20 protein-coding genes and 1 pseudogene are annotated in these 22,155 nt (G+C 74.3%); 15 read left to right on the forward strand and 6 right to left on the reverse strand.

The features are described from left to right. Window positions 1-160: 160 nt before the first annotated feature. Entirely contained in the window at window positions 161-370 is a 210-nt protein-coding gene (locus tag SSNG_RS41730; RefSeq protein WP_042800463.1) for an acyl-CoA carboxylase subunit epsilon, read from the forward strand. A 21-nt stretch (window positions 371-391) separates the two neighbouring features. Here SSNG_RS41730 and SSNG_RS03170 read toward each other — a convergent pair whose 3' ends face one another. Then, complete coding sequence (locus tag SSNG_RS03170; RefSeq protein ID WP_042800464.1) at window positions 392-2,026, reverse strand: FAD-dependent monooxygenase; 1,635 nt, start codon at window positions 2,024-2,026, stop codon at window positions 392-394. Between the two features lie 293 nt (window positions 2,027-2,319). Between SSNG_RS03170 and SSNG_RS03175 the strand changes: the two genes are divergently transcribed. The 9 genes from SSNG_RS03175 (at window position 2,320) to SSNG_RS03220 (ending at window position 11,503) form a co-directional block, all read left to right on the forward strand. Then, window positions 2,320-3,417 carry a SchA/CurD-like domain-containing protein gene (locus tag SSNG_RS03175; protein ID WP_007262349.1) on the forward strand — a complete coding sequence of 366 codons (1,098 nt, stop codon included), beginning with the start codon at window positions 2,320-2,322 and terminating at the stop codon, window positions 3,415-3,417. Window positions 3,418-3,525: 108 nt separating this feature from the next. Beyond that, the gene (locus SSNG_RS03180) at window positions 3,526-3,972 is read left to right on the forward strand and encodes a cupin domain-containing protein (RefSeq protein ID WP_007262350.1); all 447 of its coding nucleotides are present in this window, start codon (window positions 3,526-3,528) and stop codon (window positions 3,970-3,972) included. Beyond that, complete coding sequence (locus SSNG_RS03185; protein ID WP_050779532.1) at window positions 3,930-5,240, forward strand: beta-ketoacyl-[acyl-carrier-protein] synthase family protein; 1,311 nt, start codon at window positions 3,930-3,932, stop codon at window positions 5,238-5,240. The genes SSNG_RS03180 and SSNG_RS03185 overlap by 43 nt, the downstream gene beginning before the upstream one ends. Next, window positions 5,237-6,493 carry a beta-ketoacyl synthase N-terminal-like domain-containing protein gene (locus SSNG_RS03190; RefSeq protein WP_007262352.1) on the forward strand — a complete coding sequence of 419 codons (1,257 nt, stop codon included), beginning with the start codon at window positions 5,237-5,239 and terminating at the stop codon, window positions 6,491-6,493. The genes SSNG_RS03185 and SSNG_RS03190 overlap by 4 nt, the downstream gene beginning before the upstream one ends. A gap of 73 nt (window positions 6,494-6,566) precedes the next feature. Next, window positions 6,567-6,821 (forward strand): acyl carrier protein, encoded by a 255-nt coding sequence (locus SSNG_RS03195; RefSeq protein ID WP_007262353.1) that lies wholly within the window; start codon window positions 6,567-6,569, stop codon window positions 6,819-6,821. A 1-nt stretch (window position 6,822) separates the two neighbouring features. After that, window positions 6,823-7,296 carry an SRPBCC family protein gene (locus tag SSNG_RS03200; protein WP_007262354.1) on the forward strand — a complete coding sequence of 158 codons (474 nt, stop codon included), beginning with the start codon at window positions 6,823-6,825 and terminating at the stop codon, window positions 7,294-7,296. Between the two features lie 49 nt (window positions 7,297-7,345). Beyond that, the gene (locus SSNG_RS03205; RefSeq protein ID WP_007262355.1) at window positions 7,346-7,678 is read left to right on the forward strand and encodes a TcmI family type II polyketide cyclase; all 333 of its coding nucleotides are present in this window, start codon (window positions 7,346-7,348) and stop codon (window positions 7,676-7,678) included. 380 nt (window positions 7,679-8,058) lie between these two features. Further along, window positions 8,059-10,128, forward strand: coding sequence for an RICIN domain-containing protein (locus tag SSNG_RS03210; protein ID WP_241694985.1), 2,070 nt, complete (start codon window positions 8,059-8,061; stop codon window positions 10,126-10,128). Between the two features lie 865 nt (window positions 10,129-10,993). Further along, window positions 10,994-11,503, forward strand: a complete 510-nt coding sequence (locus SSNG_RS03220; protein WP_007262358.1) for a DUF664 domain-containing protein — start codon at window positions 10,994-10,996, stop codon at window positions 11,501-11,503. 1 nt (window position 11,504) lies between these two features. On the opposite strand, the gene SSNG_RS03225 is transcribed toward SSNG_RS03220, so the two are convergent. The 3 genes from SSNG_RS03225 to SSNG_RS03235 are packed head-to-tail and all read right to left on the reverse strand — an operon-like array spanning window position 11,505 to window position 14,229. Further along, entirely contained in the window at window positions 11,505-12,320 is an 816-nt protein-coding gene (locus tag SSNG_RS03225; protein ID WP_007262359.1) for a hypothetical protein, read from the reverse strand. Continuing rightward, window positions 12,317-12,970: a response regulator transcription factor gene (locus SSNG_RS03230; RefSeq protein ID WP_007262360.1), complete on the reverse strand. Its 654-nt coding sequence runs from the start codon at window positions 12,968-12,970 to the stop codon at window positions 12,317-12,319. The genes SSNG_RS03225 and SSNG_RS03230 overlap by 4 nt, the downstream gene beginning before the upstream one ends. Further along, window positions 12,958-14,229: a sensor histidine kinase gene (locus SSNG_RS03235; RefSeq protein ID WP_128636849.1), complete on the reverse strand. Its 1,272-nt coding sequence runs from the start codon at window positions 14,227-14,229 to the stop codon at window positions 12,958-12,960. Before SSNG_RS03235 ends, SSNG_RS03230 begins: the two co-directional genes overlap by 13 nt. A gap of 463 nt (window positions 14,230-14,692) precedes the next feature. On the opposite strand from SSNG_RS03235, the gene SSNG_RS44710 reads away from it, so the two are divergent. Next, a complete protein-coding gene (locus SSNG_RS44710) occupies window positions 14,693-14,827 on the forward strand; it encodes a hypothetical protein (protein ID WP_277752133.1) in 135 nt (44 codons plus the stop codon). 50 nt (window positions 14,828-14,877) lie between these two features. On the opposite strand, the gene SSNG_RS03245 is transcribed toward SSNG_RS44710, so the two are convergent. Continuing rightward, a complete protein-coding gene (locus tag SSNG_RS03245; RefSeq protein ID WP_007262362.1) occupies window positions 14,878-15,288 on the reverse strand; it encodes an organic hydroperoxide resistance protein in 411 nt (136 codons plus the stop codon). A gap of 119 nt (window positions 15,289-15,407) precedes the next feature. Between SSNG_RS03245 and SSNG_RS03250 the strand changes: the two genes are divergently transcribed. Next, window positions 15,408-15,911 (forward strand): MarR family transcriptional regulator, encoded by a 504-nt coding sequence (locus SSNG_RS03250; protein ID WP_007262363.1) that lies wholly within the window; start codon window positions 15,408-15,410, stop codon window positions 15,909-15,911. A gap of 32 nt (window positions 15,912-15,943) precedes the next feature. On the opposite strand, the gene SSNG_RS03255 is transcribed toward SSNG_RS03250, so the two are convergent. After that, window positions 15,944-16,390: a MarR family transcriptional regulator gene (locus SSNG_RS03255; protein WP_007262364.1), complete on the reverse strand. Its 447-nt coding sequence runs from the start codon at window positions 16,388-16,390 to the stop codon at window positions 15,944-15,946. Between the two features lie 138 nt (window positions 16,391-16,528). Here SSNG_RS03255 and SSNG_RS03260 point away from each other — a divergent pair, with 138 nt between their 5' ends. The 3 genes and pseudogenes from SSNG_RS03260 to SSNG_RS41735 form a co-directional block, all read left to right on the forward strand. Next, a complete protein-coding gene (locus tag SSNG_RS03260) occupies window positions 16,529-18,031 on the forward strand; it encodes an MFS transporter (RefSeq protein ID WP_007262365.1) in 1,503 nt (500 codons plus the stop codon). Window positions 18,032-18,234: 203 nt separating this feature from the next. Beyond that, window positions 18,235-19,095 carry a DUF4132 domain-containing protein gene (locus SSNG_RS03265; protein WP_007262366.1) on the forward strand — a complete coding sequence of 287 codons (861 nt, stop codon included), beginning with the start codon at window positions 18,235-18,237 and terminating at the stop codon, window positions 19,093-19,095. Further along, window positions 19,092-22,155: pseudogene (locus SSNG_RS41735) on the forward strand (DNA-binding protein); the annotation flags it as partial. The gene SSNG_RS03265 and the pseudogene SSNG_RS41735, both read left to right, overlap by 4 nt.

The following is a 22,155-nucleotide window of genomic DNA, read 5'->3' on the forward strand; positions in this document are numbered from 1 at the left end:
GCGCACCCGCCGGGCCTGTCCCCCGAAATGGGTGCGCGACGAGCCCCCCGGCACGACACGCAAAAAAAAAAGGCTCGTAGCGTCGTCAGCACCCGGGCCGCAGGCCCGGACGGACCCGGTGGACCGGGTCAGGGGGGTCTCCCGACGAGAGGCCGTACCGATGGGAAGCGACGTCTCCATAGCCGGCCTGCTGCGGATCGACCGGGGCAGCGCCGAACCCGAGGAACTGGCCGCGATCACGGTCGTGGTCGCCTGCCTCGCCGGCCGGACCGCCCAGCCCCCGCCCCGGCCGGGCCGGGGCGCGCACCACCGCCCGCCCCCGCGGCCCGCGGGCCACGGCTGCTGGGCGGGGTGCTGGGCCTGCCGCTGAGCGGATCCCGGAGCGGCGCCCTCAGGAACGGCGCAGCAGCCGCGTCATGGCGTCCGCGAGCTCCCCGCGCGGGTCGGCGGCCGGGCCTTCGGAGCGCCAGGCGACGAACCCGTCGGGGCGTACGAGGACGGCGCCGTCGGCGGGCAGTTCGTGGAGCTGCGCCCAGTGGGGCGCGCCGTCCGGCTGGACCAGGTCGGCGTCGGGCGCGGCGCCGACGGTGTAGGCGTCCAGGTGCGCGCCCAGTTCCCGCGCGACCTGCCCGGCCGCCTCCTGCCAGGGCGTGCCCGGGCTGCTGAGCAGCACGAACGAGGTCTCGTACAGGTCCAGCGACGAGATCCGCCGGCCGGCCTGGCTGAGCCACATGTGCGGTGCCCTGGTGCCGACGTCGCCCTTGAGACGCATCTCCTCCGGGATGACCGGCCGGGTGGGGTCGCCGCCGAGGACGGCGCCCCTCGGGTAGCAGTAGCCCATGGCCGTGGTCAGGACCCCGCTGCCGGGGCCGCCGCCCATGGTGGGCGGGGGCACGTAGCCGGGGTGGCTGTGCTCGGCCGAACGGGCGGAGGCGCGCTCGCTGGTGGCGCGGGCCACGGGCAGGCGTTCCTCCTCGTAGCTGTCGAGCAGGCGGGGGCCGGCGGAGCCGTTCAGCACGGCCGCGATCTTCCAGGCGAGGTTGTGCGCGTCCTGGATGCCGGTGTTGGAGCCGAAGGCCCCGGTCGGGCACATCTCGTGGGCGGCGTCGCCGACCACGAAGACCCGGCCGACGGAGTACTGCTCGGCGACCCGTTCGGCGGCGTGCCAGGGGGCCTTGCCGCCGATCTCCACGTCCAGGTCGGGCAGGCCGATGGCCTCGCGGATCTGCGTGACGCAGCGCTCCTCGGTGAAGTCCTCCAGGGTCTCGCCCGTCTCCGGGTGCCAGGGGGCGTGGAAGACCCACTGGGTCTCGTTGTCGACGGGCAGCAGGGCTCCGTCGGCGCCCGGCCGCATCAGGTAGCAGACGATGAAGCGCAGGTCGCCAAGGGCTTCGGCGAGGTGCTCCGAGCGGAAGACGATGCTCACGTTGTGGAAGAGCTCGCCGTTGCCCGTCTGGCGGATGCCGAGCGCCTCGCGCACGGGGCTGCGCGGGCCGTCGGCGGCGATCAGGAAGTCGGCGCGGATGGTGGTGTGCTCGCCGCTCTCCCGGTCCTTGACCAGGGCGGTCACTCCGGTGGCGTCCTGGTCGAAGCTCATCAGTTCGGTGGCGAACCGCACGTCGGCGCCCTGGGCGCGGCTGTGCGCGGCCAGGACCGGCTCGATGTTGTTCTGGCTGCACAGGCACCAGCCGGTGGGGCTGAAGCGGGCCAGCGCACCGGACGGGTCGACGGCCTTGATGAGCCACTTGTGGTCGCCGCCGACGAGGGCCTGCGTCTGCAGGATGCCCTGGTTGGCCTCCAGTGCGGAGGCCTCCTCTCGGATGGCGGGTTCGACGCCCGCCGTCCGGAACAGTTCCATCGTCCGGGCGTTGATACCCCGTCCGCGCGGGTGGACGGAGGTCCCGGCGTGCTTCTCGACCACCATGTGCCTGATGCCGTGGCGGCTCAGGAACAGCGAGGTGGAGAGGCCTACGAGGGAACCGCCCACGACGAGGACCGGTACGCGGACATCGGCATGCTCTTCCATCGGCTGCGGACTCCTGTTTCGTGTGGGGGGGGCAGTGGACGCCTTATGCCCCCGATCAGGGTTGTTGCCCGGGCGAGTCGCGTCTTGTCACCCGCTTGATCCGGAGATGTCGCGATCCGTACCCGGCCGGATGACGATGAGCGACAGCGGCGGACCCACTTGGGCCACACCGTCCGCCGTTCCCTACCGCGCAGGCCCGCAGGGCCCGCCGGGCCCGCGCCACCGGCGGTCGCCGCCGACGGGAACCGGGCCGCCCCCGCGCCGGTCCCGGGCCCTCACGAAGGAGTGAGCAGATGACAACCACCCTGTCCGAACGGGTGTCTCAGTCCGCGTTCGACGGCTCCATGCTGCGGGTCGTCCTGCTGATGGACCTCCACGAGGGTGCCCAGCAGCGGTTCTTCGACGCCTACGAGCGGCTGCGCCACGACATCGCGTCCGTGCCGGGCCACCTGGGCGACCAGCTCTGCCAGTCCTTCGCGAACCCCTCCCAGTGGCTGATCACCAGCGAGTGGGAGAGCGCCCCGCAGTACCTCGCGTGGGTGAACAGCGAGGAGCACGTGGCCCAGGTGAAGCCGCTCGGCGCCTGCGCCCGCTCGATGCGGCCGCTGACCTTCACCGTCCTGCGCGAGACCGGCAAGCGGTACGAGTCCGCGCAGCGGGCGTCGGGCCGGCTGCAGGGCGCGCCCCGGCTGGGCGAGGGCATCGTCCGGCACGCGCTGACCTTCACGGTGAAGCCGGGCAGCGAGGAGAAGGTCGCCGGGATCCTCTCCTCGTACACGTCCCCGGCCGCCCGGGTCGACGACCACACCCGGCTCCTGCGCACCTCCCTCTTCATGCACGGCAACCGGGTGGTGCGGTGCGTGGAGGTGCAGGGCGACCTGACGGCGGCGCTGCGGCACGTGTCGGAGCAGCCCGAGGTGCGGGCCGTCGAGCACGCCATCAACCCGTACCTGGAGCAGGACCGGGACCTGTCGGACCCGGAGTCGGCGCGGATGTTCTTCATGCGCGCGGGCCTCCCGGCCGTGCACCACGTGGCCCCGCACGGACCGCGGCCCGACGAGGTGACGCGGCACGCGCTGTTCTACCCGGCGAAGCCGGGCTGCGGTCCGCTCGTCGCCCGCTTCCTGGCCCGCCAGGACGAGGCGGCGGCCAAGGTCCCCACCTCCCCGGTGCTGAGCAGCACCGTCTTCCAGCGCGACGACGTGGTGGTGCGCCTCCTCGACGTCAGGGGCCCGGCCGACGGCCGCTTCGCGGCGGGCTTCGGCATCGAGGGGCCCCGCAGGGCGGCGGTGCTGAACCGCCTGCTGGCCGGAGCGCCCGGCACCGGGCCGGCCGCCGCCCCCCACCCCATGGACCTGATCACCGACCGCCGGGCTCCGGTGGAGTCCTGATCCGGACGGGCCGCCCGGGCCCCGCCCGGACCGGCCCCCGCACCACCCCGTCACCACCCGGCAGCCCACGCGCACGCCAAGGCTCCGATCCGCCAGGAGGAAGTCAGCATGACCAGACATCAGCCGCGCATCGTCGACCTCAGCGAGACCCAGCCCAACCGCAGGCGCGGAGGGGACCTGCGCGCCGTGCTCACCCCGACCTCGGTGGGCTCGACCAGCGGCTTCATGGGTCTGGCGGTGATGGCCCCCGGCGAGTCGATCGCCGAGCACTACCATCCGTACTCCGAGGAGTTCGTGTACGTGGTCGCCGGCTCCCTGGAGGTGGACCTCGACGGCGAGACCCACCCGCTGCGCGTCGACCAGGGCCTGCTGGTCCCGCTGAACGTGCGCCACCGGTTCCGCAACGTCGGTGGCACCGAGGCCCGGATGGTGTTCCACCTCGGCCCGCTCGCCCCGGATCCGAAGCTCGGGCACGTGGACACCGAGGAGGCGCCGAACCCGGACGCCACCGCATGGGCGGAGCGTCCGCCGGAGCGCTCCGGGGTGGTCTCGTGACGCGCCGGCGGGTGGCCGTGACCGGGGTGGGCGTCGTCGCCCCGGGCGGCATCGGCACCGCCGCGTTCTGGGACCTGCTGTCCAACGGGCGTACGGCGACCCGTGGCATCACCCTCTTCGACCCGTCCGGGTTCCGCTCCCGGATAGCCGCCGAGGTCGACTTCGACCCCCGTGAGCACGGCCTCACCGAGGACGAGGCGGCCCGGGCCGACCGCTACATCCAGTTCGCCCTGGTCGCCGCCCGCGAGGCGATGGCCGACGCCGGGCTGGAGCTCGACGGCGAGAGCGCCTGGCGCACCGGCGTCTCCCTCGGCACCGCGGTCGGAGGTACCACCCGGCTGGAGCACGACTACGTCGCGGTCAGCCAGCGGGGCGCGTGGTGGGACGTGGACCACCGCCTCTCCTCCCCCTTCCTGCACCGCGCGTTCACCCCCGCCACCCTCGCCTCGGCGGTGGCGGAGCAGACCGGGGCGCGCGGCCCCGTCCAGACCGTCTCCACCGGCTGCACGTCGGGGCTCGACGCCGTCGGGTACGCGGTGCACTCCATCCAGGAGGGCCGGATGGACGTGTGCGTGGCCGGCGCGTCGGACTCCCCCGTCTCGCCCATCACCGTGGCCTGCTTCGACGCCATCAAGGCGACCTCGGCGAACAACGAGGACCCGGCGCACGCCTCCCGCCCCTTCGACGCCGACCGGGACGGCTTCGTCCTCGGCGAGGGCGGCGCGGTGCTGGTCCTGGAGGAGCTGGAGCACGCCCGGGCCCGCGGGGCGCGGATCTACTGCGAGATCGGCGGCTACGCCACCTTCGGCAACGCCCACCACATGACCGGGCTGACCACCGAGGGCCTGGAGATGGCACGCGCGATATCCACCGCCCTGGCCCAGGCCAGGATCGACGCGCGGGACGTCGACTACGTCAACGCGCACGGATCGGGCACCAAGCAGAACGACCGCCACGAGACGGCGGCCGTCAAGCGGGTGCTCGGCGACCACGCCTACAAGACGCCGATGACCTCCATCAAGTCCATGGTGGGGCACTCGCTCGGCGCCATCGGCGCGATCGAACTCGCGGCCTGCGTGCTGGCCATGGAGCACCAGGTGGTGCCGCCGACCGCGAACTACGAGACCCCCGACCCCGAATGCGACCTGGACTACGTGCCGCGCACCGCCCGCAGCCACACCCTGCGCAGCGTGCTGTCCGTCGGCAGCGGCTTCGGCGGCTTCCAGTCCGCCGTGGTCATGACCCAGCCCAAGGAGGTACGCGCGTGACCAGACCTACGGCCGGCCCGCCGGTGGCCGTCACGGGCATCGGGGTCGTCGCGCCCAACGGGATCGGCGCCGCCGCCTTCTGGAAGGCGACCCAGGCGGGCGAGAGCGTCCTGGACCGGGTGACCCGGCAGGGGTGCGAGCACCTTCCGGTGCGCGTCGCCGGCGAGGTACGGGGCTTCGAGCCCGGGGAGCTGGTCGAGGACCGGTTCCTCGTGCAGACCGACCGGTTCAGCCACTACGCGCTGGCGGCGGCGGACCTCGCGCTGGAGCACGCCCGGCTGGGCCGGGCGGACTACGAGGACGATCCGTACGCGGTGGGCGTCGTGACCGCGGCCGGCTCGGGCGGAGGCGAGTTCGGGCAGCGCGAGCTGCAGCGGCTGTGGGGGCAGGGCCCCCGCTACGTCGGCCCGTACCAGTCGATCGCCTGGTTCTACGCGGCCAGCACCGGCCAGGTCTCCATCCGGCGCGGGTTCAAGGGTCCCTGCGGGGTGGTGGCGAGCGACGAGGCGGGCGGGCTGGACGCCTTCGCGCACGCCGCCCGCGGGATCCGCCAGGGCAGCCGGGCGATGCTGGTCGGCGCCACGGAGGCGCCGCTCGCCCCGTACTCGGTGGTATGCCAGCTCGGGTACGAGGGGCTCAGCACCGCCGAGGACCCGGAGCGCGCCTACCGGCCGTTCACCGCGAAGGCCTGCGGGTTCGTCCCGGCGGAGGGCGGCGCCATGTTCACCGTCGAGGACGCCTCGGCGGCCGAGCGGCGGGGCGCGCCGGTGCGGGCCCTGCTCGCCGGGCACGCCGCCACCTTCACCGGGCCGGGCCGGCCGGAGGAGTCGGGAGAGGGCCTGGCCCACGCGATCCGCGGCGCGCTGCGGGAGGCGGGGCTGGCTCCCGAGGAGGTGGACGTGGTCTTCGCCGACGCCCTGGGCACGCCCGAGGCGGACGCGGCGGAGGCGAGGGCGATCCGGGAGGCGCTCGGCACGCACGGCGCGAAGGTGCCCGTGACCGCCCCCAAGACCGGTACCGGGCGGGCGTACTGCGCGGCCGGAACCCTCGACGCGGCCGCCGCCGTGCTGGCGCTTGAGCACGGCGTCGTCCCTCCCACCCCGAACGTCTTCGACGTCTGCCACGACCTCGACGTGGTCACCGGCAGCGCCCGCGTCGCCCCCCTGCGGACCGCGCTCGTGCTGAGCCGGGGCCGGATGGGTTCGAACGCGGCCCTCGTCCTCCGCAAGGGGCCCGGATCCGCAGCGCAGTGACCGGGACCCCGTTCGTCAGGGCCGGGCGCGGTCAAGGGCCCGGCCCCCGGAAGCAGGAAAGAGAGAAGGCACCATGTCCGACCGACTGACCCTGGAAGAGCTGGCGACGCTCATGAAGACCGCCGGCATCACCGTCGACCCCACGGAGCTGGCGAGCCGCCCGGACTCCCGGTTCGACGACTACGGCCTGGACTCGCTGGGCCTGCTCGGCATCGTCGGTGAGCTGGAGAACCGGCGGGGCCGCGCGCTGCCCACGGACGCGGACCGCTGCAAGAGCCCGCGCGAGTTCGTCGACCTCGTCAACAACAGCCTCATGACCGGAGCCTGACATGCCTGGACACACCGACAACGAGATCGTCGTCAAAGCGCCCGTCGACGTCGTGTGGGACGTGACGAACGACCTGCCCAACTGGCCGAAGCTGTTCAGCGAGTACGCCTCGATCGAGATCCTGGAGAAGACCGGGAACACCACCCGGTTCCGGCTGGCGATGCACCCGGACGAGAACGGCGTGGTGTGGAGCTGGGTATCGGAGCGGACGGTGGACCGGGCGGGCCTGACGGTGAAGGCCCGCCGGGTGGAGACGGGTCCGTTCGCGCACATGGACATCCACTGGGAGTACGGCGAGGTGCCGGGCGGGACCCGGATGCGGTGGGTCCAGGACTTCGCGATGAAGCCGGACGCGCCGATCGACGACGCGGGGATGACCGACCGCATCAACCTCAACTCCCGGATCCAGATGGAGCTCATCCGGGACAAGATCGAGGGGCGGGGCGGCCGCAAGGCCCCGGCCGGCCACCGCTGAGGGCTCCTCCACGTCCACCCGCTCCCCCACCCGAAAGGCACACCTCCCGATGCACCAAGCCCTCATCGTGGCCCGTATGGCACCCGGTTCGGCGCCCGACATCGCCGGCCTGTTCGCCGCCTCGGACGCGGGTGAGCTGCCCCACCTGGTGGGGGTCAGCCGCCGCAGCCTCTTCCAGTTCGGGGACGTCTACATGCACCTGATCGAGGCCGACCGGGACCCGGGCCCGGCCATCGCCCAGGTGACCCGGCACCCGGAGTTCGTCGACCTGAGCGAGCGGCTCTCGGCCTTCGTCAGTCCGCACGACCCGAAGACGTGGCGGAGCCCGAAGGACGCCATGGCCCAGCGGTTCTACGTCTGGGAGCGGGACGCCGCCCGGTAGTCCGTACGGGTGCCCAAGCCGGCGCCGCACCTTCCGGGCGGCCTGGGCACCCGAGGCCGCGCGCCGGCCGCGTCCGCTTCACGGCTCGTGACGGGGGGAATTCGGCAGGTAGTTTTTGAATGAATACCTGACTGAATTCCCGTCAACAAGGTTCCGCCTTATATCTCGATTCGATAACGAGATCCCGGAAAAGGCCTGGACCTTTGATCCGCAACGCGCGTAACTCGCCTATCTGCAAAGCAAATTGACGGTTCATCAAATCAGAAAACAAGGTAACGGATAGATTTCCCGGACCGGTCTCCCGTTTGTCCGAATTCTCCGAACCGCTCATCTGGCAAGCTGCGGCGCACCCACTCTCCTGACACGGACTTGAGGTGCGCATGACAGCACGATCCACCGGCCGGCGCCGCAAGCCCGGCCACCGGCGCAAACCCCGGAAGCTGATACTCCTCACCGCCGCCATGGCATCGGCGGCGGTTCTCGCGGGGGGCATCGCCTACTCCCGCACAGGCGGCTCCGCCGAGGCGACCACGACCGCGCTGGCCGAGGCACCCGCCGCGGCCGCCGAACCGGCCGCCGCACCGGCCCGGGACGCGGAACCGGCCCCCCTGGCGAAGGCGCCCGCCAACGAGGGCGCGCGCGGCATGGTCTACGACGGGCTGGAGACGGCCCCGAAGGGCGACCGCTGCGTCGGCGTCTACCGCACGAAGGACGGCCTGTGCACCCACGGGCCCGACGCTCCCCCCGGCGGCGTCGACATCAAGAAGGACATCGAGCCCGTCGTCCGCACGAAGGCCCCCGCGGCCGACCCCGCCTCACCGGCCAGTGCCGACCCGGCGGCCGGCGAGGGCGGCGGGCGTCCTCAGGACGCGCCCGCCGCCGACGCCCGCACCGCCGCCAGCGCCAAGGCCCCGGCCCCGCCGGCCTCCGGCAGCCAGGCCGTCGCCGCCGGGCCGGCCGGACAGACCGTCCAGTGCGACGGCGACGGCAGCACCGGCAACCGCGTCCAGGTCGTGTACGCGCACGGTCCCGGCCGCGACCGGTACGCCGAGTACGTGGCCTCGTTCCGCAAGTGGGCCGCCGACGCCGACCTCATCTACGCGGCGAGCGCCAAGGAGACCGGCGGCGTCCGGCACATCCGCTACGTGACCGCCGCCGACTGCACGCCCTCGGTGCTCAACATCGAGCTCCCCGACTCCGCGCTCTCGGAGTTCAGCGCCACCAACAACGCGCTGGCCGCCAAGGGCCTGGACCGCCGCGACCGCAAGTACATGATCTTCGCGGACACGCAGGTGTACTGCGGCATCGGCACCTTCAACGGCGACGAGCGGCCCGGCCAGAACAACCTGAGCAACTTCGGCCCGTCCTACGGGCGCACCGACTCGGGCTGCTGGGGCGGCCACACCGCCGCGCACGAACTCGGTCACAACCTGGGCGCGGTCAACAACAGCGCGCCCAACACCAGCCGGGGCGCGCACTGCACCGACGAGTGGGACGTGATGTGCTACTCGGACACCCCGTACTACCCGCAGATGCGCAACGTCTGCACCAACAAGGCGTCCGAGAACATCCTCGACTGCAACCACGACGACTACTTCCACACCAGTCCGAAGCCGGGCAGCTACCTGGCCACCCACTGGAACATCGCCGACAACCAGTTCCTGATGCGGAACGCCGGCGGTGGCGGCACCAACCCGGACCCGGGTCCGAACCCGTCGCCGACGGCGAAGCCCAGCCCGTCCCCGACCAAGAAGCCCTCGGGCGCACCGGCGGTGACGGCGGGCCAGATCCAGTCCGACTCGGTGGTGCTGAGCTGGCCCAAGGCCGAGGGTGCCGCCTGGTACCAGGTGCTGCTGAACGACAAGCACCTGACCTGGGTCCAGTCCACCTCCCTGCGCGTCTACAACCTCAAGCCCGGCACCGCGTACACGGCCGCCGTGTCGGTCCGCGACGGCTCCGGCCGTGACAGCGGCCCCGGCAAGGCCGCGTCGTTCCGCACGACCGACACGGGCGGCGGCGCCACCACCCCGGGCACCCGCTACGTGCTCGGCAACGGCAGCAGCGGCATGGCCGCCGAGCTGTGGGGCGGGCGCACCGCCGACGGCACCGTCCTCGTCGCGAACCGCAGCAACGGCTACGCGCAGCAGCAGTGGTACTTCGACGACGCGGGCAACGGGACGGTGCGGATCAAGTCCGCGGCGTCCGGCAAGTGCCTCCAGCCCGGCGGCGCCGTCGCCGCGGGCATGTGGGTCGCGCAGCAGCCCTGCGGGAACTCCGCCGCCCAGCAGTGGCGGGTGGCCTCCCGCGACGGCGCGGTGACCATCACCGACCCGAGCGGCGGCTTCGCCCTGACGGTCAGCACCCGGCCCTACTACGGGACCTGGCTGCTCGACCTCCAGCGCGCGGACGGCCGTCCGGCGCAGGTCTGGACGGCCCGCAAGGCCGGCTGACCCAGCCCCCTCCAAACCGGCGGGCGGCCGTACTCCCCTACGGCCGCCCGCCCCCTCGTCTCCCCTCCCGCACCTCCCCTCACCTGGAGCACCGTGCCGATGCGCCGACACCTCCCGAACCTCCCCGCCCTGGCCCTCGCCGCACTCACCCTCCCCCTGCTGTGCCTCGTCCTCGCCATGGGCGCGGCGGGGCCGGCCCACGCCCACGGCGACACCCTGAAGGTGGTCGTCACAGGTCAGCGGGACGGCCGGGTCACCGCCGACGTCACCTGGGAGAACGACGGTGACGCCGTCGAGGAGGCCGTGGCCGCCACCGTGAACGCCGTCAGCGCCGACGGGAGCCGCACCGAGGGCCCGTGGCGGCTGGTGCGCGACGCCGGCCGGGCCGCGGGGTGGGTGACGGCCGAGGCGCTGCCGCCCGGCACGTGGAAGGTGACCGTCGACGCGGGCTTCCCCTCGCTGGGGCACGCGCAGAAGGAGGTCGCGGTACCCGCCGTGGACCCGGCACCGTCGGCTCCGTCCCCCTCGGCACCCCCCCTCCCCGAGCCCCCGCGTCCCCGTCCGCCCCCGCGAGCCCCGCCTCTCCCGCCTCCCCCTCGTCCCCCTCCTCCCCGGCGCCCGCGCCGTCCGGCGCTTCCGGCGACTCCGGCGGCTCCGGCGCCTGGTGGACCACGGCCGGCGTCGCCGGGATCGCCCACGTCGGCGCGGCGGCCGGCGTCTTCCTGCGCCGCTCCCGCCGCTGACGGAGTGTCGCCCGCCCGGCCCGGCGGCGGGCGAGCAAGGTGGTCCCCGGAACGGCCATACGGAACGGCCGTACGGAACGGCCGGACGGCGTGCGACGAGAGAGACGGGCTGGGGACTGCTGATGAAGGCCACGGAGGTGCTGGCGGACGGCTTCGGTCGCGTCCGGGAGGTGGTGCATGAGACGGTCGAGGGGCTCACGGCCGAGCAGTTGAACGCCCGGCTCGACCCGGAGGCGAACCCGATCGCCTGGCTGGTCTGGCACCTGACCCGGGTGCAGGACGACCACGTGGCCGAGGTCGCGGGGCTGGAGCAGGTCTGGCGGTCGGGCGGCTGGTCCGACCGCTTCGCCCTGCCGCTGCCCGTCGACGGCCTCGGTTACGGGCACACCGCCGCCGAGGTCGGCACGGTCCGCGTCGACTCCCCCGAGCTGCTGCTGGGCTACTACGACGCGGTCCACGAGCAGAGCCTGCGCTTCGTGCGGGGTCTGGCCGCCGCCGACCTGGAACGGATCGTCGACGAGCGCTGGGACCCGCCGGTCAGCCTGGGCGTCCGCCTGGTCAGCGTCCTGACGGACGACCTCCAGCACGCGGGCCAGGCCGCCTACGTCCGCGGGCTGCTGGAGCGGCGCTGAGTCAGGGGCCGTCCGGGCGGTAGGACGCGGTGGCGTGGCCGACGTCGACGGCGATGTCCAGGGTGCGGGCGGCCGCGGGGTCGTTCAGGGCGTCCGCCGCCTCGCAACGGCCCAGGCCCGCGCGGCAGTCGACGCGGTAGCGGGTGTCCGTGGGCAGGACGAGTTCCAGGCGGCCGGCGCCGGCGCGTGCGGTGACCTGCTCCGGCGGTGCCGCGAAGCGGGCGTCGGCCCGGCCAGCTCCGGCACGGATGTCGGCCTGCGGCACGGTCAGGCCGCTGGCCCGCAGGGTTCCGTCGCCGACCCGCGCCCGCAGGGGCCCGCGCAGGTCGGCCAGGACGAGGGTGCCGGCACCCGTCTCGGCGTCGACCGCCGCGGCCATGCCGCTGACGCTGATCCGGCCCGAGCCGCCGGAGACCTTCAGCGGGACCCCGGCGGGCACGGTCACCGCCAGCCGCACCGAGCAGCCGGCGCCCGCGGCGAAGCCGAGGGAGCCGTCCGGGCAGTGCGGGGTGAGCCTGAGGGTGTCGCCGAGCCAGCTCTCCTCGACCTCCGGCCGCCCGAAGGACCAGGCGAGGTCGGCCCGGTAGCCGACCTGCGCGTCCCCGCGCGGGGTGACGGACACGTCGGACGGGCCCGCCACCACCTCCACGGCCGTCACCGTCCGGCCGCCGCTGCCGCCGACGGCCGTGCCCGTGCGGACGCCGACGCCGGTCCCCACCTGCCAGGCGGCCGCCGACACCACCAGGACGGCGCTGAGCGCGGCGGCGGTGTACCAGGCGAGGCGCTGCCCGCTTCCCCCGGCGGCGGAACCGGTCACGGCGTTCCGTCCAGGAAGCGCAGGACGGCGAGGACCCGGCGGTGGGCCTCGGCGGCCGGGGGCAGGTCGAGCTTGGCGAAGATGCTGTTGATGTGCTTGGCCACCGCGCTCTCGCTCACGACGAGTCCGGCGGCGATGGCCGCGTTGGAGCGGCCCTCGGCCATCAGGGCGAGGACGTCGCGCTCGCGCGGGGTGAGCCGCTCCAGCGGGTCGGGGCCGCCGCGGCGCAGCAGGAGCTGGGCGACGACCTGCGGGTCGAGGGCGGTGCCGCCGGCCGCGACGCGGCGCAGGGCGTCGACGAACTCCTCGACATCGGCGACGCGTTGCTTGAGCAGGTAGCCGATGCCGGCGCCGCTCCGGGAAGAGAGCAGGTCGGCGGCGTAGCGCTCCTCCACGAACTGGGAGAGCAGGAGCACGGCGGTGCCGGGGTACTGGCTGCGGATCACCAGGGCGGCCCGGACGCCCTCGTCGGTGAATCCGGGCGGCATCCGGACGTCCACCAGCGCGAGTTGGGGACGGTGTTCCTCGACGGCGGTCAGCAGGCCTTCGGCGTCGCCGGTCTCGGCGGCCACCTCGAATCCGGCCATTTCCAGGACTTTGACAAGACCTATGCGCAGCAGGACGGAGTCCTCGGCGATCACAGCCCGCACGGCAGCTCCACGGTGACGGTGGTCGGGCCCCCGAAGGGGCTGTTGATCAGAATCGTTCCGTCGACCGACCCTACGCGCTTGCGCAGGCCGGTCAGTCCGGTGCCGCCCGCCGGGTCGGCGCCGCCGACGCCGTCGTCGGTGACGACGACGCGCAGCAGGTCGCCGCCCCGGCGGCCGTCGGCGACGCCGCCGACGTGGACCGAACAGCGCCGCGCACGGGCGTGCTTGGCCACGTTGGCGAGGGCTTCGGAGACGACGAAGTAGGCGACGGCCTCGACGGTGGAGCCGGGCCGCCGGGGGAGGTCCACGGTGAGTTCGACGGGGAGCGGGGCGCGGGCGGCGATGCCGGAGAGCGCGGCGTCCAGGCCGCGGTCCTCCAGTACGGCCGGGTGGAGTCCCCGTACCAGGTCGCCGAGTTCCTCGATGGCCTCCTTCGCCTCGCGGTGGGCCTCGTCGATGACGGCCCGGGCCTCGGGGGGCAGGTCGGTGAGGGTGGCGCGGGCGATGCCGAGGTTCATGGCGAGGGAGACCAGGCGCTGTTGGGCGCCGTCGTGCAGGTCGCGTTCGATGCGGCGGCGTTCGAGGTCGGCGGCGTCGAGGACGCCGGCCCGGCTCTCGGCGAGGTCCTCGACGCGGCGCTCCAGTTCGCGGGCCCGGTTGGGGCCGAGGAGGGCGGCCGCGGCGGTGGCGTCGATCCGGGTGAGGGCCGCGGCCAGCCAGGGCGCGGCGAGCAGGGCGAGGACGCCGAGGCCGGTGATGGCGTCGTACTGGGCCGTCCAGCCCGGGGAGGGGAGTTCGCCGTCGGAGGGGAGCAGCCAGTACCAGGCGTAGACGCAGGCCCCGGCGGCGCCGCCGGCCCAGGTGAGGACGAGTGCGGCCGCTCCGGCGGCGGTGAGCGGGCTGACGAGGAGGTGGTAGCCGTACTGGCGCCAGGTCGACTCGGAGCGCAGCCGCTCGGCGAGGCCGCGTACGGTCGCCCAGCGGTGCTCGTGGACGACGGGCGGCACGTCCAGGCCGAGCAGCGTCCGGAAGCGGCTGCGCTGGAGGAGGGTCAGCAGCGGGCGGAGCGCGAGGACGAGGAGCAGCGGGAGGGCGCTGTGGCCGGGGAGGGCGACGAGGGCGGCGGCGCCGAGCAGGAGGGGCAGGGCGGGCGGGATCGCGGCCGTCGCGAAGGCCGTGTTGCGCCAGGCCCATGCCGACCAGGGGGCGTGCGACGCGATCCGGGTGTACGTACGCCTCAGCGCGCCGGGAGTTGCCATGTCCGCAACGGTAATCGGATGGATCACGGGGCTACCACCCCCCTGGCATCCGGCCGGTGGTGTACCTGGCACCACCCCCACCTGGGACGGTGGGGCTACTGATCTTCTCCTCGCGGGCCAACAGGGTTGTGGTGTGCCCGGCGGACGGACCGCCGGACCGGAAGGAGACCCGCAGCCATGGCCGTCATCGCCCCGCAGTTCCAGGCCCGCCCCCGCTCCGGGGGAGTGCGCGGACGCGCGCCGCGGCTCGGGGCGGTGCTGACGGGGGCCGGGCTGGCGCTGCTGCCGTGGATGGTGGTGCTGGCGCGGACGCTGCCGCGGACGGCGGAGGTGTCCAACTGGTCCACCGCCTGGGTCGGCTTCGACGCGCTGCTGGCCGCCGGCCTGACCGGGACGGGGCTGCTGCTGCGCAGGGGCGACCCCCGGGTCCCGGCGGTGGCGGGGGCGACGGCCCGCGCTGCTGGTGGCGGACGCCTGGCTCGACGTCGCCACCTCGGCGGGTACGGCCGGGCAGGGCGCGGCGGTGCTGATGGCGCTCGCCGCGGAGCTGCCGCTGGCGGTGGCCTGCGCGGTGGTGGCCGCGCGGCGCACCGCCTGACGGGCGGCCGGGGTAAAAAAAATCGGTTACCCGATCACTCGACTACTCGACTACTCGATGACGAGCTCGACGGGGATGTTGCCCCGGGTGGCCTTGGAGTAGGGGCAGACCTCGTGGGCCTGCTTGACCAGCAGGGTGCCGGTCTCGCCCTCCAGGTGGGCCGGGAGCTCGACGCGCAGGGTGACGGCGAGGCCGAAGCCGCCGGCGTCCTGGCCGATGGAGGCCTCCGCGGTGACGGACACGTCGCCGGTGTCCACCTTCGCCTGGCGGCCGACCAGGCCGAGGGCGCTGGCGAAGCAGGCGGCGTAGCCGGCGGCGAAGAGCTGCTCGGGGTTGGTGCCCTGGCCGTTGCCGCCGAGCGCCGGGGGCATGGCGAGGGGCAGGTCGATCTGGCCGTCGGAGCTGACGGCGCGGCCCTCGCGGCCGTTGGCGGTGGCGACGGCGGTGTACAGCGCGTCCATCGGGAGGTCCTTTCAGAGGGGCGGGGCGGCCGGTGGCCGACCCTCGACCACAAATAGAGCACACAATTCAGTTGTGCACAACTCAATGGCTCGCAAGTCGGCTCCGGTACACTGGGCGCATGACCGAGCAGCCCGCCGACCTCCTCCGCGACCCCCTTCGCGACGAGGACTTCCTCCGCCTGGACGGACAGGTCTGCTTCGCGCTGGGCGCCGCGAACCGCGCCTTCGGGGGCCTCTACCGGGTCGTCCTGAAGGACCTGGGGCTGACCTACCCCCAGTACCTGGTGATGCTGGTGCTCTGGGAGCACGGCACGATGCCGGTCAAGCAGCTCGGACAGCACCTGCGGCTCGACTCGGGCACGCTCTCGCCGCTGCTCAAGCGACTGGAGACGGCCGGACTGATCCGGCGCGAGCGCAGCAGCGAGGACGAGCGGTCGGTACACGCGGTGCTCACTGAGGAGGGCTCGGCCCTGCGCGGGCGGGCCGTGGAGGTGCCGCGCCGGATCGCGCGGGCGACCGGGTTCGAGCTGACCGAGATCCGCGAGCTCCAGCAGCGCCTGGGCCGCCTCACGGCCGCCCTGGACGCCGCCGTCGAGTCGGCCGAGGCCGCCCCCCGCGACTGACCGCCCGGGGCCGGGACCGGCCGCCGGCCGGATCAGGAGGCGGCGTCGCGCTCCATGGCGGGGCGCAGCCGCTCCAGCAGGGCGTAGAGGGTCGCACCCTCCGCCGCGTCCAGCTCGTCCAGCGCCCCGTGGGTGGCCTGCATCTCCTCGCGCACCCGGCGCATCACGTCGCGGCCCTCGCCGGTCGCCACGACGTTCTTGACCCGGCGGTCGCGCGGCTCGGGCTCGCGCCGCACCAGTCCGCGCGCCTGGAGCCGGTCCACGATCCCGGTGACGTTCGAGGCGTCGCAGGCCAGCAGGGCCGCGAGGCCGCGCATCGGCACGGGCCCGTCCAGCTGGGCGAGGACCTTGGCCTGCGTGGAGGTGAGCCCGTGGCGGGCGGCCGCGGCGGCGAAGTCGCGCCACTGGGCGGTGCCGATGGCCGCGAGGAGTTCCAGCAGCTCCAGCTTGGTGGGGCGCTGCGGTGCGGTGGTGCTCATGGCCCGCGAGCCTAGCCGAGAATCGTTGACATTATCAACCTTTTACTTGACCACCTTAACTATCTCTGGCTACCTTCGTCGAAGTACTTGATGACATAAAACATCTGCGTCCTGAAACACTGAGAAGGTCCTCCCGCCATGAGCTCCGCCGCATCCGCCCCCGCCGAAGCGAGGAAGGGCAACGAGACGGTCATCGTCTTCGCCCTGAGCCTCGCCGCCATGGTCGTGTCGATGATGCAGACCCTGCCCGTACCGATCCTGGGCCTGATCCGCACCGACCTCGCCACCTCCACCGCCAACGTCAGCTGGGTGACCACCGCCACCCTGCTCTCCGCCGCCGTCTTCACCCCGCTGCTCGGCCGCTTCGGCGACCAGCACGGCAAGAAGCCCACCCTGGTGGCCGTCCTCGGCGTGATGGTGGCCGGTTCCGTGGTGGCCGCGCTCGCGACCTCCCTGCCCCTGCTGATCCTGGGGCGGGTGCTCCAGGGCTCCGCGACCGCGATCTTCCCGCTGGCGCTGTCCGTGCTGCGCGAGGAGGTCCGGCCGCAGAAGCTGCCCGGCGCCATGGCGCTGGTCAGCGGCACGCTCGCGTTCGGCAGCGGCCTGGCGCTGGTCGCCACCGGCCTGCTGACCTCCGGTGAGGGCGCCGACTACCGCAACGCCTTCTGGATGGCGACCGGCTTCGCCGTCGTGGCCCTGCTGGCCGTGGTCTTCCTGGTCCCCGCCACCCGGCACAAGACCGGCGGGCGCACCGACTTCCTCGGCGCGCTGACCCTCGGCATCGCCCTGCTGCTGCTCCTGCTGCCCATCTCCCAGGGCCACGAGTGGGGCTGGTCCTCCGCCCGCACCCTGGGCAGCTTCGCCGGCGCCGCCGTGATGACGGCCGTCTGGGTGCTGGTCGAGCGCAAGGTCGCCGAGCCGCTCGTGGACATGAAGATGTTCGTCCACCGCCCGGTGCTGATGGCCAACCTGGCCGGCATCCTCGTCGGCTTCGGCATGTTCGCGAACTTCCTGGGCGTCTCCTACCTCGTCCAGATGCCCGAGAAGCTCACCGGCTACGGCTTCGACGCCTCCATCCTGCGCGCCTCCGTCCAGTTCCTGCTGCCCGGCGCGATCGTCTCGCTGCTCGCCTCCCCCGTCGGCGGCCAGCTGGTGCGCCACCGCGGACCCCGCCTCGCGCTCGCCATGGCCGCCGCCCTCGGCGCCGTCGGCTTCGGCTGGCTGGCGCTCGACCACGGCCACACCTTCTCGGTGATCGGCGCCGGCCTCGTCGTCGGCGCGGCCGTCAGCTTCGGCTACGCCGCCATGCCCGCGGTGATCATGTCGAGCGTCCCGCACCACCAGAGCGGCATCGCCAACGGCATCAACTCCATCTCCCGCTCCACGGGCAGCGCGATCGGCAGCGCCATCGTCACCACGATCCTGGCGTCGAAGACCGTCGAGCACCTGCCCCAGGGCGTCCCGCCGCTGCCCGCCGAGTCCGGATTCACCCTCACCTTCTGGATCGGGGCCGCGGCCTTCGCCCTGGTCGCGCTGATCAGCTGGCTCGGACTGCGTTCCGGCCACGGCCCCCGCGTGGTCCGCTCGGCCGCTGCGGAGCCCGCGCCGTCGAAGGCCGCGGAACCCGCCGAAGCCGTCTGACCTGTCGTCAAGCCCCTCCCCCGCCGCCCCCGGTCCCGTCGGACCGGGGGCGGCGGCGCGTTCGGGACGTTCATCCGCAGCCCTCCCGTCCGCGTTGTCAGTGGGGCTCGCTAGTCTCCCCGCATACCGCAGCTCGACAGGCGCTCGCGCCTTCTTCCGGGCTGCGCAATACCGTTTTCGGACAGGCGGAGGGGCGCGCGCTGATGGGCTGGCTGGCGTTGGACGAGGGGTACGAGATCTCCCTCGTGGAGGGGAAGGTCGCGGTACGGCGGCCCGGGGGACGGCAGTTGAAGGCACTGCCGAAGGCGCTGCGCGACCACCCCGAGGTGGACCGGCTGCGCCGGCTCGCCGAGTGGCTGGAGCGGCACGAGGCGGCCTGCGCGGCCCAGGTGGACACCTGGATGGTGTCCTCGCTGCCGGTGCCGACCGAACTCCTCGCCCGGGTCTGGCCCGACGGGGCGTGGCAGGCCGCGCTGCGCGACCTCGCGGTCGTCCCCGACGACGACCCCGACGAGGTGGGCTTCCTGCGCGACGCCACCCCCGGCGGCGAGTTGAAGGTGGTCAACCTCGACGGCGAGACCGTACGCCTCTCCCCGCGCACGGTGACCCTGCCGCACCCGGTGCTGCTGCCCGACCTGGACGACGTACGGGAGTTCGCCGCCGAGCTGGACATCACCCAGCGGGTCGAGCAGATCCACCGGCCCACCTGGGCGAAGCCCGCGGACCTGGAGCCGGCCGCGACCGAGGTGCGCGACTACGCGGGCGGGGTGTTCCCCACCCGGTTCGGCCTCGCGGCCCGCGCGACCGGCCTCGGCTACCGGGTCTCCGGCGGCTACGCCGCCTGCAAGGTGCGCGACTCCGGCCGGGCCGTGGAGGCGGCCGTGTGGATCGGCGAGCCCTACTGGGACGACGAGACCACCACCGGGGCGCTGAACTGGCACGACGAGGACGGCCGGGCGGTACGCCTCGGCGAGGTCGGACCGGTGGCCTGGTCCGAGGGCATGCGGATGGCCGCGGCGCTGTACGCCGGGCGCAGGATCGAAGAGGGCGGGGACGAAGCGTGAGCACCACCGACACCACGGGCACCACCGAGACCACGGGCACCACGGGCACCACGGGCACGGCCGGGCACACCGTCGGCGACGCCGCCGAACTGCTGGCGGCGGGCGCCGTCCTGCCCGCCGGCACCACCGGGGCGGGCGCCTCGGCCGTCCCCCTCACCGCCCGGGCGTACCGCCACCCGGCCCTCGGGGACGAGCGCGTCGTGGTCCGCCTCGCCGCGGCCGAGCTCGGGGCCGCCGAGGACCTCGCCGCCGGCTTCCTGGGCCTCGTACCGGACGGCGAGCCGCAGGTGGTCGGCCTCGGCCGGCGCCAGGCGCTCGGCTTCCCGGAGTGGGTGCTGGTGCACCACCCCGAGGACGGGCACCACGCGCTGGCCGTGGTGCCCGAACTGGACCGGCTGGCCCGGCAGGCCAAGACCAAGCCCAAGGCCGCCCTCGACGCCTGCACCGAGCTGGCCGACCGGCTCGCCGCCGCCGTCCCGCACTTCCTGCCCGTCTTCTACGAGCAGGCCGCGCGCGTCTTCCTCGCCGTCGAGAACACCACCTACGCGGCGCAGCTGTTCGGCCGCGCCCGCACCAGCGAGGCCCGCTACGGCCTGGCCGTCGACGAGGACCGGCTCGACGCCGTCTTCCTGGAGTTCGCCCTGGCCGGCGCCCTGCCGGTGAAGGTGCTCACCGGCTACGGCAAGGAACTGGCCCAGCGCGTCTCCCCCGCCGAGGCCTTCGAGCGCTTCCGGCGCCTGTGCGTGCGGCGCACCGCGGGCGGGCTCGCGCCGTCGGCGCAGGCCGCCGTCGAGCTGCGCCGGCTCGCCCGCGCGGCCGGACTCACCGGCAGCGTGCCCGAGCAGGACTACCTCGCCGAGCTGCTGCCGCTGCCCGCCACCCTGCGCGCCGCGGCCGGCTGGTGGAAGGCCCACCGCACGGCGCTCGTCGCCCTCGCCAAGCGCGTGCCCGCCGTACGCGGCACCCTGCTCGGCATCACCCCCTCCGGCGGCGGCGACGCCGGGGAACTGGCCGCCCTGTGGCTGGAGGTACTGGAGGAGTCCGGCGCCACCGCCGGGCTGGCGGACACCGGCCTGCCCGCCGAGGAGCGCCCCGCCGACGGCTCCGCGGGCTGGCTGGAGCGCTTCCACACCGCCCGGCACACCGGCTGGGGCACCCCGCCCCCGCTGCCCGCGCTGCTCCCGCTGGTCGACCGCTGCGCCGGCGTGCTGCGCGCCGAACTCGCCCTGCCGGGGCGGGAGGAGGGCCTGCGCCTGGGCCCCCAGGACGTGGACCTGCTCGACCTGCTGCTCTCGTACGGGCTGACGGTGGCCGCCCCCGGCACCAACCAGGTCTTGGGCCTGGACGGCTGGGCCCGTTCGGCCGGGCGGCGCGACCTGCGGGCGCTGTGCGCGGACGAGCGGATGCGTCCGGCCTTCTTCCGCACCCTGGACCGCTTCAACACCCACATGTCGGGCGACCGCGACACCGTGCGGCACCTCGCCGAGGCGCCCGGCAGCGCCCCGCTGGTGGCCGAGTGGGTCCGCCGGGTGGCCGGCGAGTCCACGGCGGCGGCGCTGCCGGAGCTGCCGGAGGCACTGCGCCGGCTCACCTGGCTGCCGTCCGAGGCCCTGGCCCTCGCCCCCGAGGAGGTGTCCCGGGCCGCCTCCGCCGACCTGGGCGAGATCCTGGCCCGCACCCTTCGGGGCGGCCTCTTCGAGGAGCTGGTCTGGCCGGCCTGGGAGGCCGCCGTCACCGAGCTGTCGCCCGGCCGCGGCCGCACCCGGCTGACCGTGATGGACGCCTGGCCGTACGTCATCGTCGCCAACTCCACGCAGGTCCGCGTCATCGGCGCCGACTCCACCGTGCTCACCCACGACCTGCGAGTCCCGACCGGCGACCGCTACAACCACGGCTTCCACTACACCGACGGCGACCTGCTCGTCTTCTGGGCCTCCTACGACGGCCCGGTCCAGGGCTACTGGCTGAGCGCCCCCGACGAGGTCCTCACCCTGGACTCCGCCGCCACCTACTGGTCGGTGCGCTCCGAACACGTGACCCTGGCGCTGCCCGGCGGCGGCCGCACCACCGGCGGCGCCGCCCCGCTGCACGCCGGCGACAGCCGGCTGCCCGCCGAGCGGGCCGTCATCACCGACGGCACCTCGTACTGGGTGTGGGACCAGGGCGGCCGCCCCGGCGACTGGGGCTGGGCCGAGTACGACCCGGCCACGGGCGCGGCGGGGCGCCGCTCCCTGCCGGGCTTCCTCGCCGACGCCCTGGACGGCCACCCGGCCGGCAGCGTGCTGAACGACCACGTCGGCCAGAACTGGCTGCGGCCCACCCCCGCCGTCGAGGGCTCCGTGCTGGGCGCGCCCGTCGACGGGCTGCTCGGCTGGCGGGTGGTGTACCGGCGCGGAGAGGGCTGGCACGGCTCCGACAACACCGGACGCGCCGTCACCGTGCGCGAGGGCGGCCCCCTCCCGCGCGCCGCGGTCGCCTTCCCCGGCGACGACCGGCCCCGCGCCGTCTCCCAGGACTGGCGGACCCTGGCCCTGACCGACCCCGAGGGCGCCGTCACCTGCCGGGTCACCTCCGACCACAACGGCGGCCTCTACTGGACCGGCCACACCGAACTCCCCAAGCTCGCCTACTGGTACTGCCTGCGGCCCCGCGACCCCGAGGGCTCCGCGGTGCTGCGCGCCATGGACGGGCCAGCCGCCGGGGCCCTGCTGGCGGCCGCCGCCCAGGCGGAGAAGCGCACGGACCTGCCGGCGCTCGTCGCCGCGGCCCTGCCCGGCGTCACCGCGCCCGCGCTGCTCGGCGGCGTGGTCGACACCCTCCGCTCCGCACTGGCCCAGCGCAAGGCCCTGGCGAAGGTGGCGGAGGCGCTGAAGCCCTCCCAGGAGCGCCCGAAGGCACCGGTCCAGCGGGGTCCGCTCGACCAGCTGGTCGACCGCGCGCTGCACGGTCTCACCGGCACCCCGTACCACCGCCACTTCGGCGGGGACTCCGACGGGACGTTCCGCTTCCTGCGCGCTCTGGCGGCGGCCGTCGCCGACACCGCCGCCGAGGCGGCCCCGG

It is taken from the genome of Streptomyces sp. C (assembly GCF_000158895.1).
GTDB lineage: Bacteria > Actinomycetota > Actinomycetes > Streptomycetales > Streptomycetaceae > Streptomyces > Streptomyces racemochromogenes.

Bases quoted from the DNA above. Each gene is read 5' to 3' on its own strand.
- SSNG_RS03180 (WP_007262350.1), top strand. From the start codon at position 3,526: ATGACCAGACATCAGCCGCGCATCGTCGACCTCAGCGAGACCCAGCCC.
- SSNG_RS03200 (WP_007262354.1), top strand. From the start codon at position 6,823: ATGCCTGGACACACCGACAACGAGATCGTCGTCAAAGCGCCCGTCGAC.
- SSNG_RS03250 (WP_007262363.1), top strand. From the start codon at position 15,408: ATGACCGAGCAGCCCGCCGACCTCCTCCGCGACCCCCTTCGCGACGAG.
- SSNG_RS03255 (WP_007262364.1), bottom strand. From the start codon at position 16,390: ATGAGCACCACCGCACCGCAGCGCCCCACCAAGCTGGAGCTGCTGGAA.
- SSNG_RS03265 (WP_007262366.1), top strand. From the start codon at position 18,235: ATGGGCTGGCTGGCGTTGGACGAGGGGTACGAGATCTCCCTCGTGGAG.
- SSNG_RS03195 (WP_007262353.1), top strand. From the start codon at position 6,567: ATGTCCGACCGACTGACCCTGGAAGAGCTGGCGACGCTCATGAAGACC.
- SSNG_RS03170 (WP_042800464.1), bottom strand. From the start codon at position 2,026: ATGGAAGAGCATGCCGATGTCCGCGTACCGGTCCTCGTCGTGGGCGGT.
- SSNG_RS03260 (WP_007262365.1), top strand. From the start codon at position 16,529: ATGAGCTCCGCCGCATCCGCCCCCGCCGAAGCGAGGAAGGGCAACGAG.
- SSNG_RS03235 (WP_128636849.1), bottom strand. From the start codon at position 14,229: ATGGCAACTCCCGGCGCGCTGAGGCGTACGTACACCCGGATCGCGTCG.
- SSNG_RS41730 (WP_042800463.1), top strand. From the start codon at position 161: ATGGGAAGCGACGTCTCCATAGCCGGCCTGCTGCGGATCGACCGGGGC.
- SSNG_RS03245 (WP_007262362.1), bottom strand. From the start codon at position 15,288: ATGGACGCGCTGTACACCGCCGTCGCCACCGCCAACGGCCGCGAGGGC.
- SSNG_RS03220 (WP_007262358.1), top strand. From the start codon at position 10,994: ATGAAGGCCACGGAGGTGCTGGCGGACGGCTTCGGTCGCGTCCGGGAG.
- SSNG_RS03210 (WP_241694985.1), top strand. From the start codon at position 8,059: ATGACAGCACGATCCACCGGCCGGCGCCGCAAGCCCGGCCACCGGCGC.
- SSNG_RS03175 (WP_007262349.1), top strand. From the start codon at position 2,320: ATGACAACCACCCTGTCCGAACGGGTGTCTCAGTCCGCGTTCGACGGC.
- SSNG_RS03205 (WP_007262355.1), top strand. From the start codon at position 7,346: ATGCACCAAGCCCTCATCGTGGCCCGTATGGCACCCGGTTCGGCGCCC.
- SSNG_RS03185 (WP_050779532.1), top strand. From the start codon at position 3,930: ATGGGCGGAGCGTCCGCCGGAGCGCTCCGGGGTGGTCTCGTGACGCGC.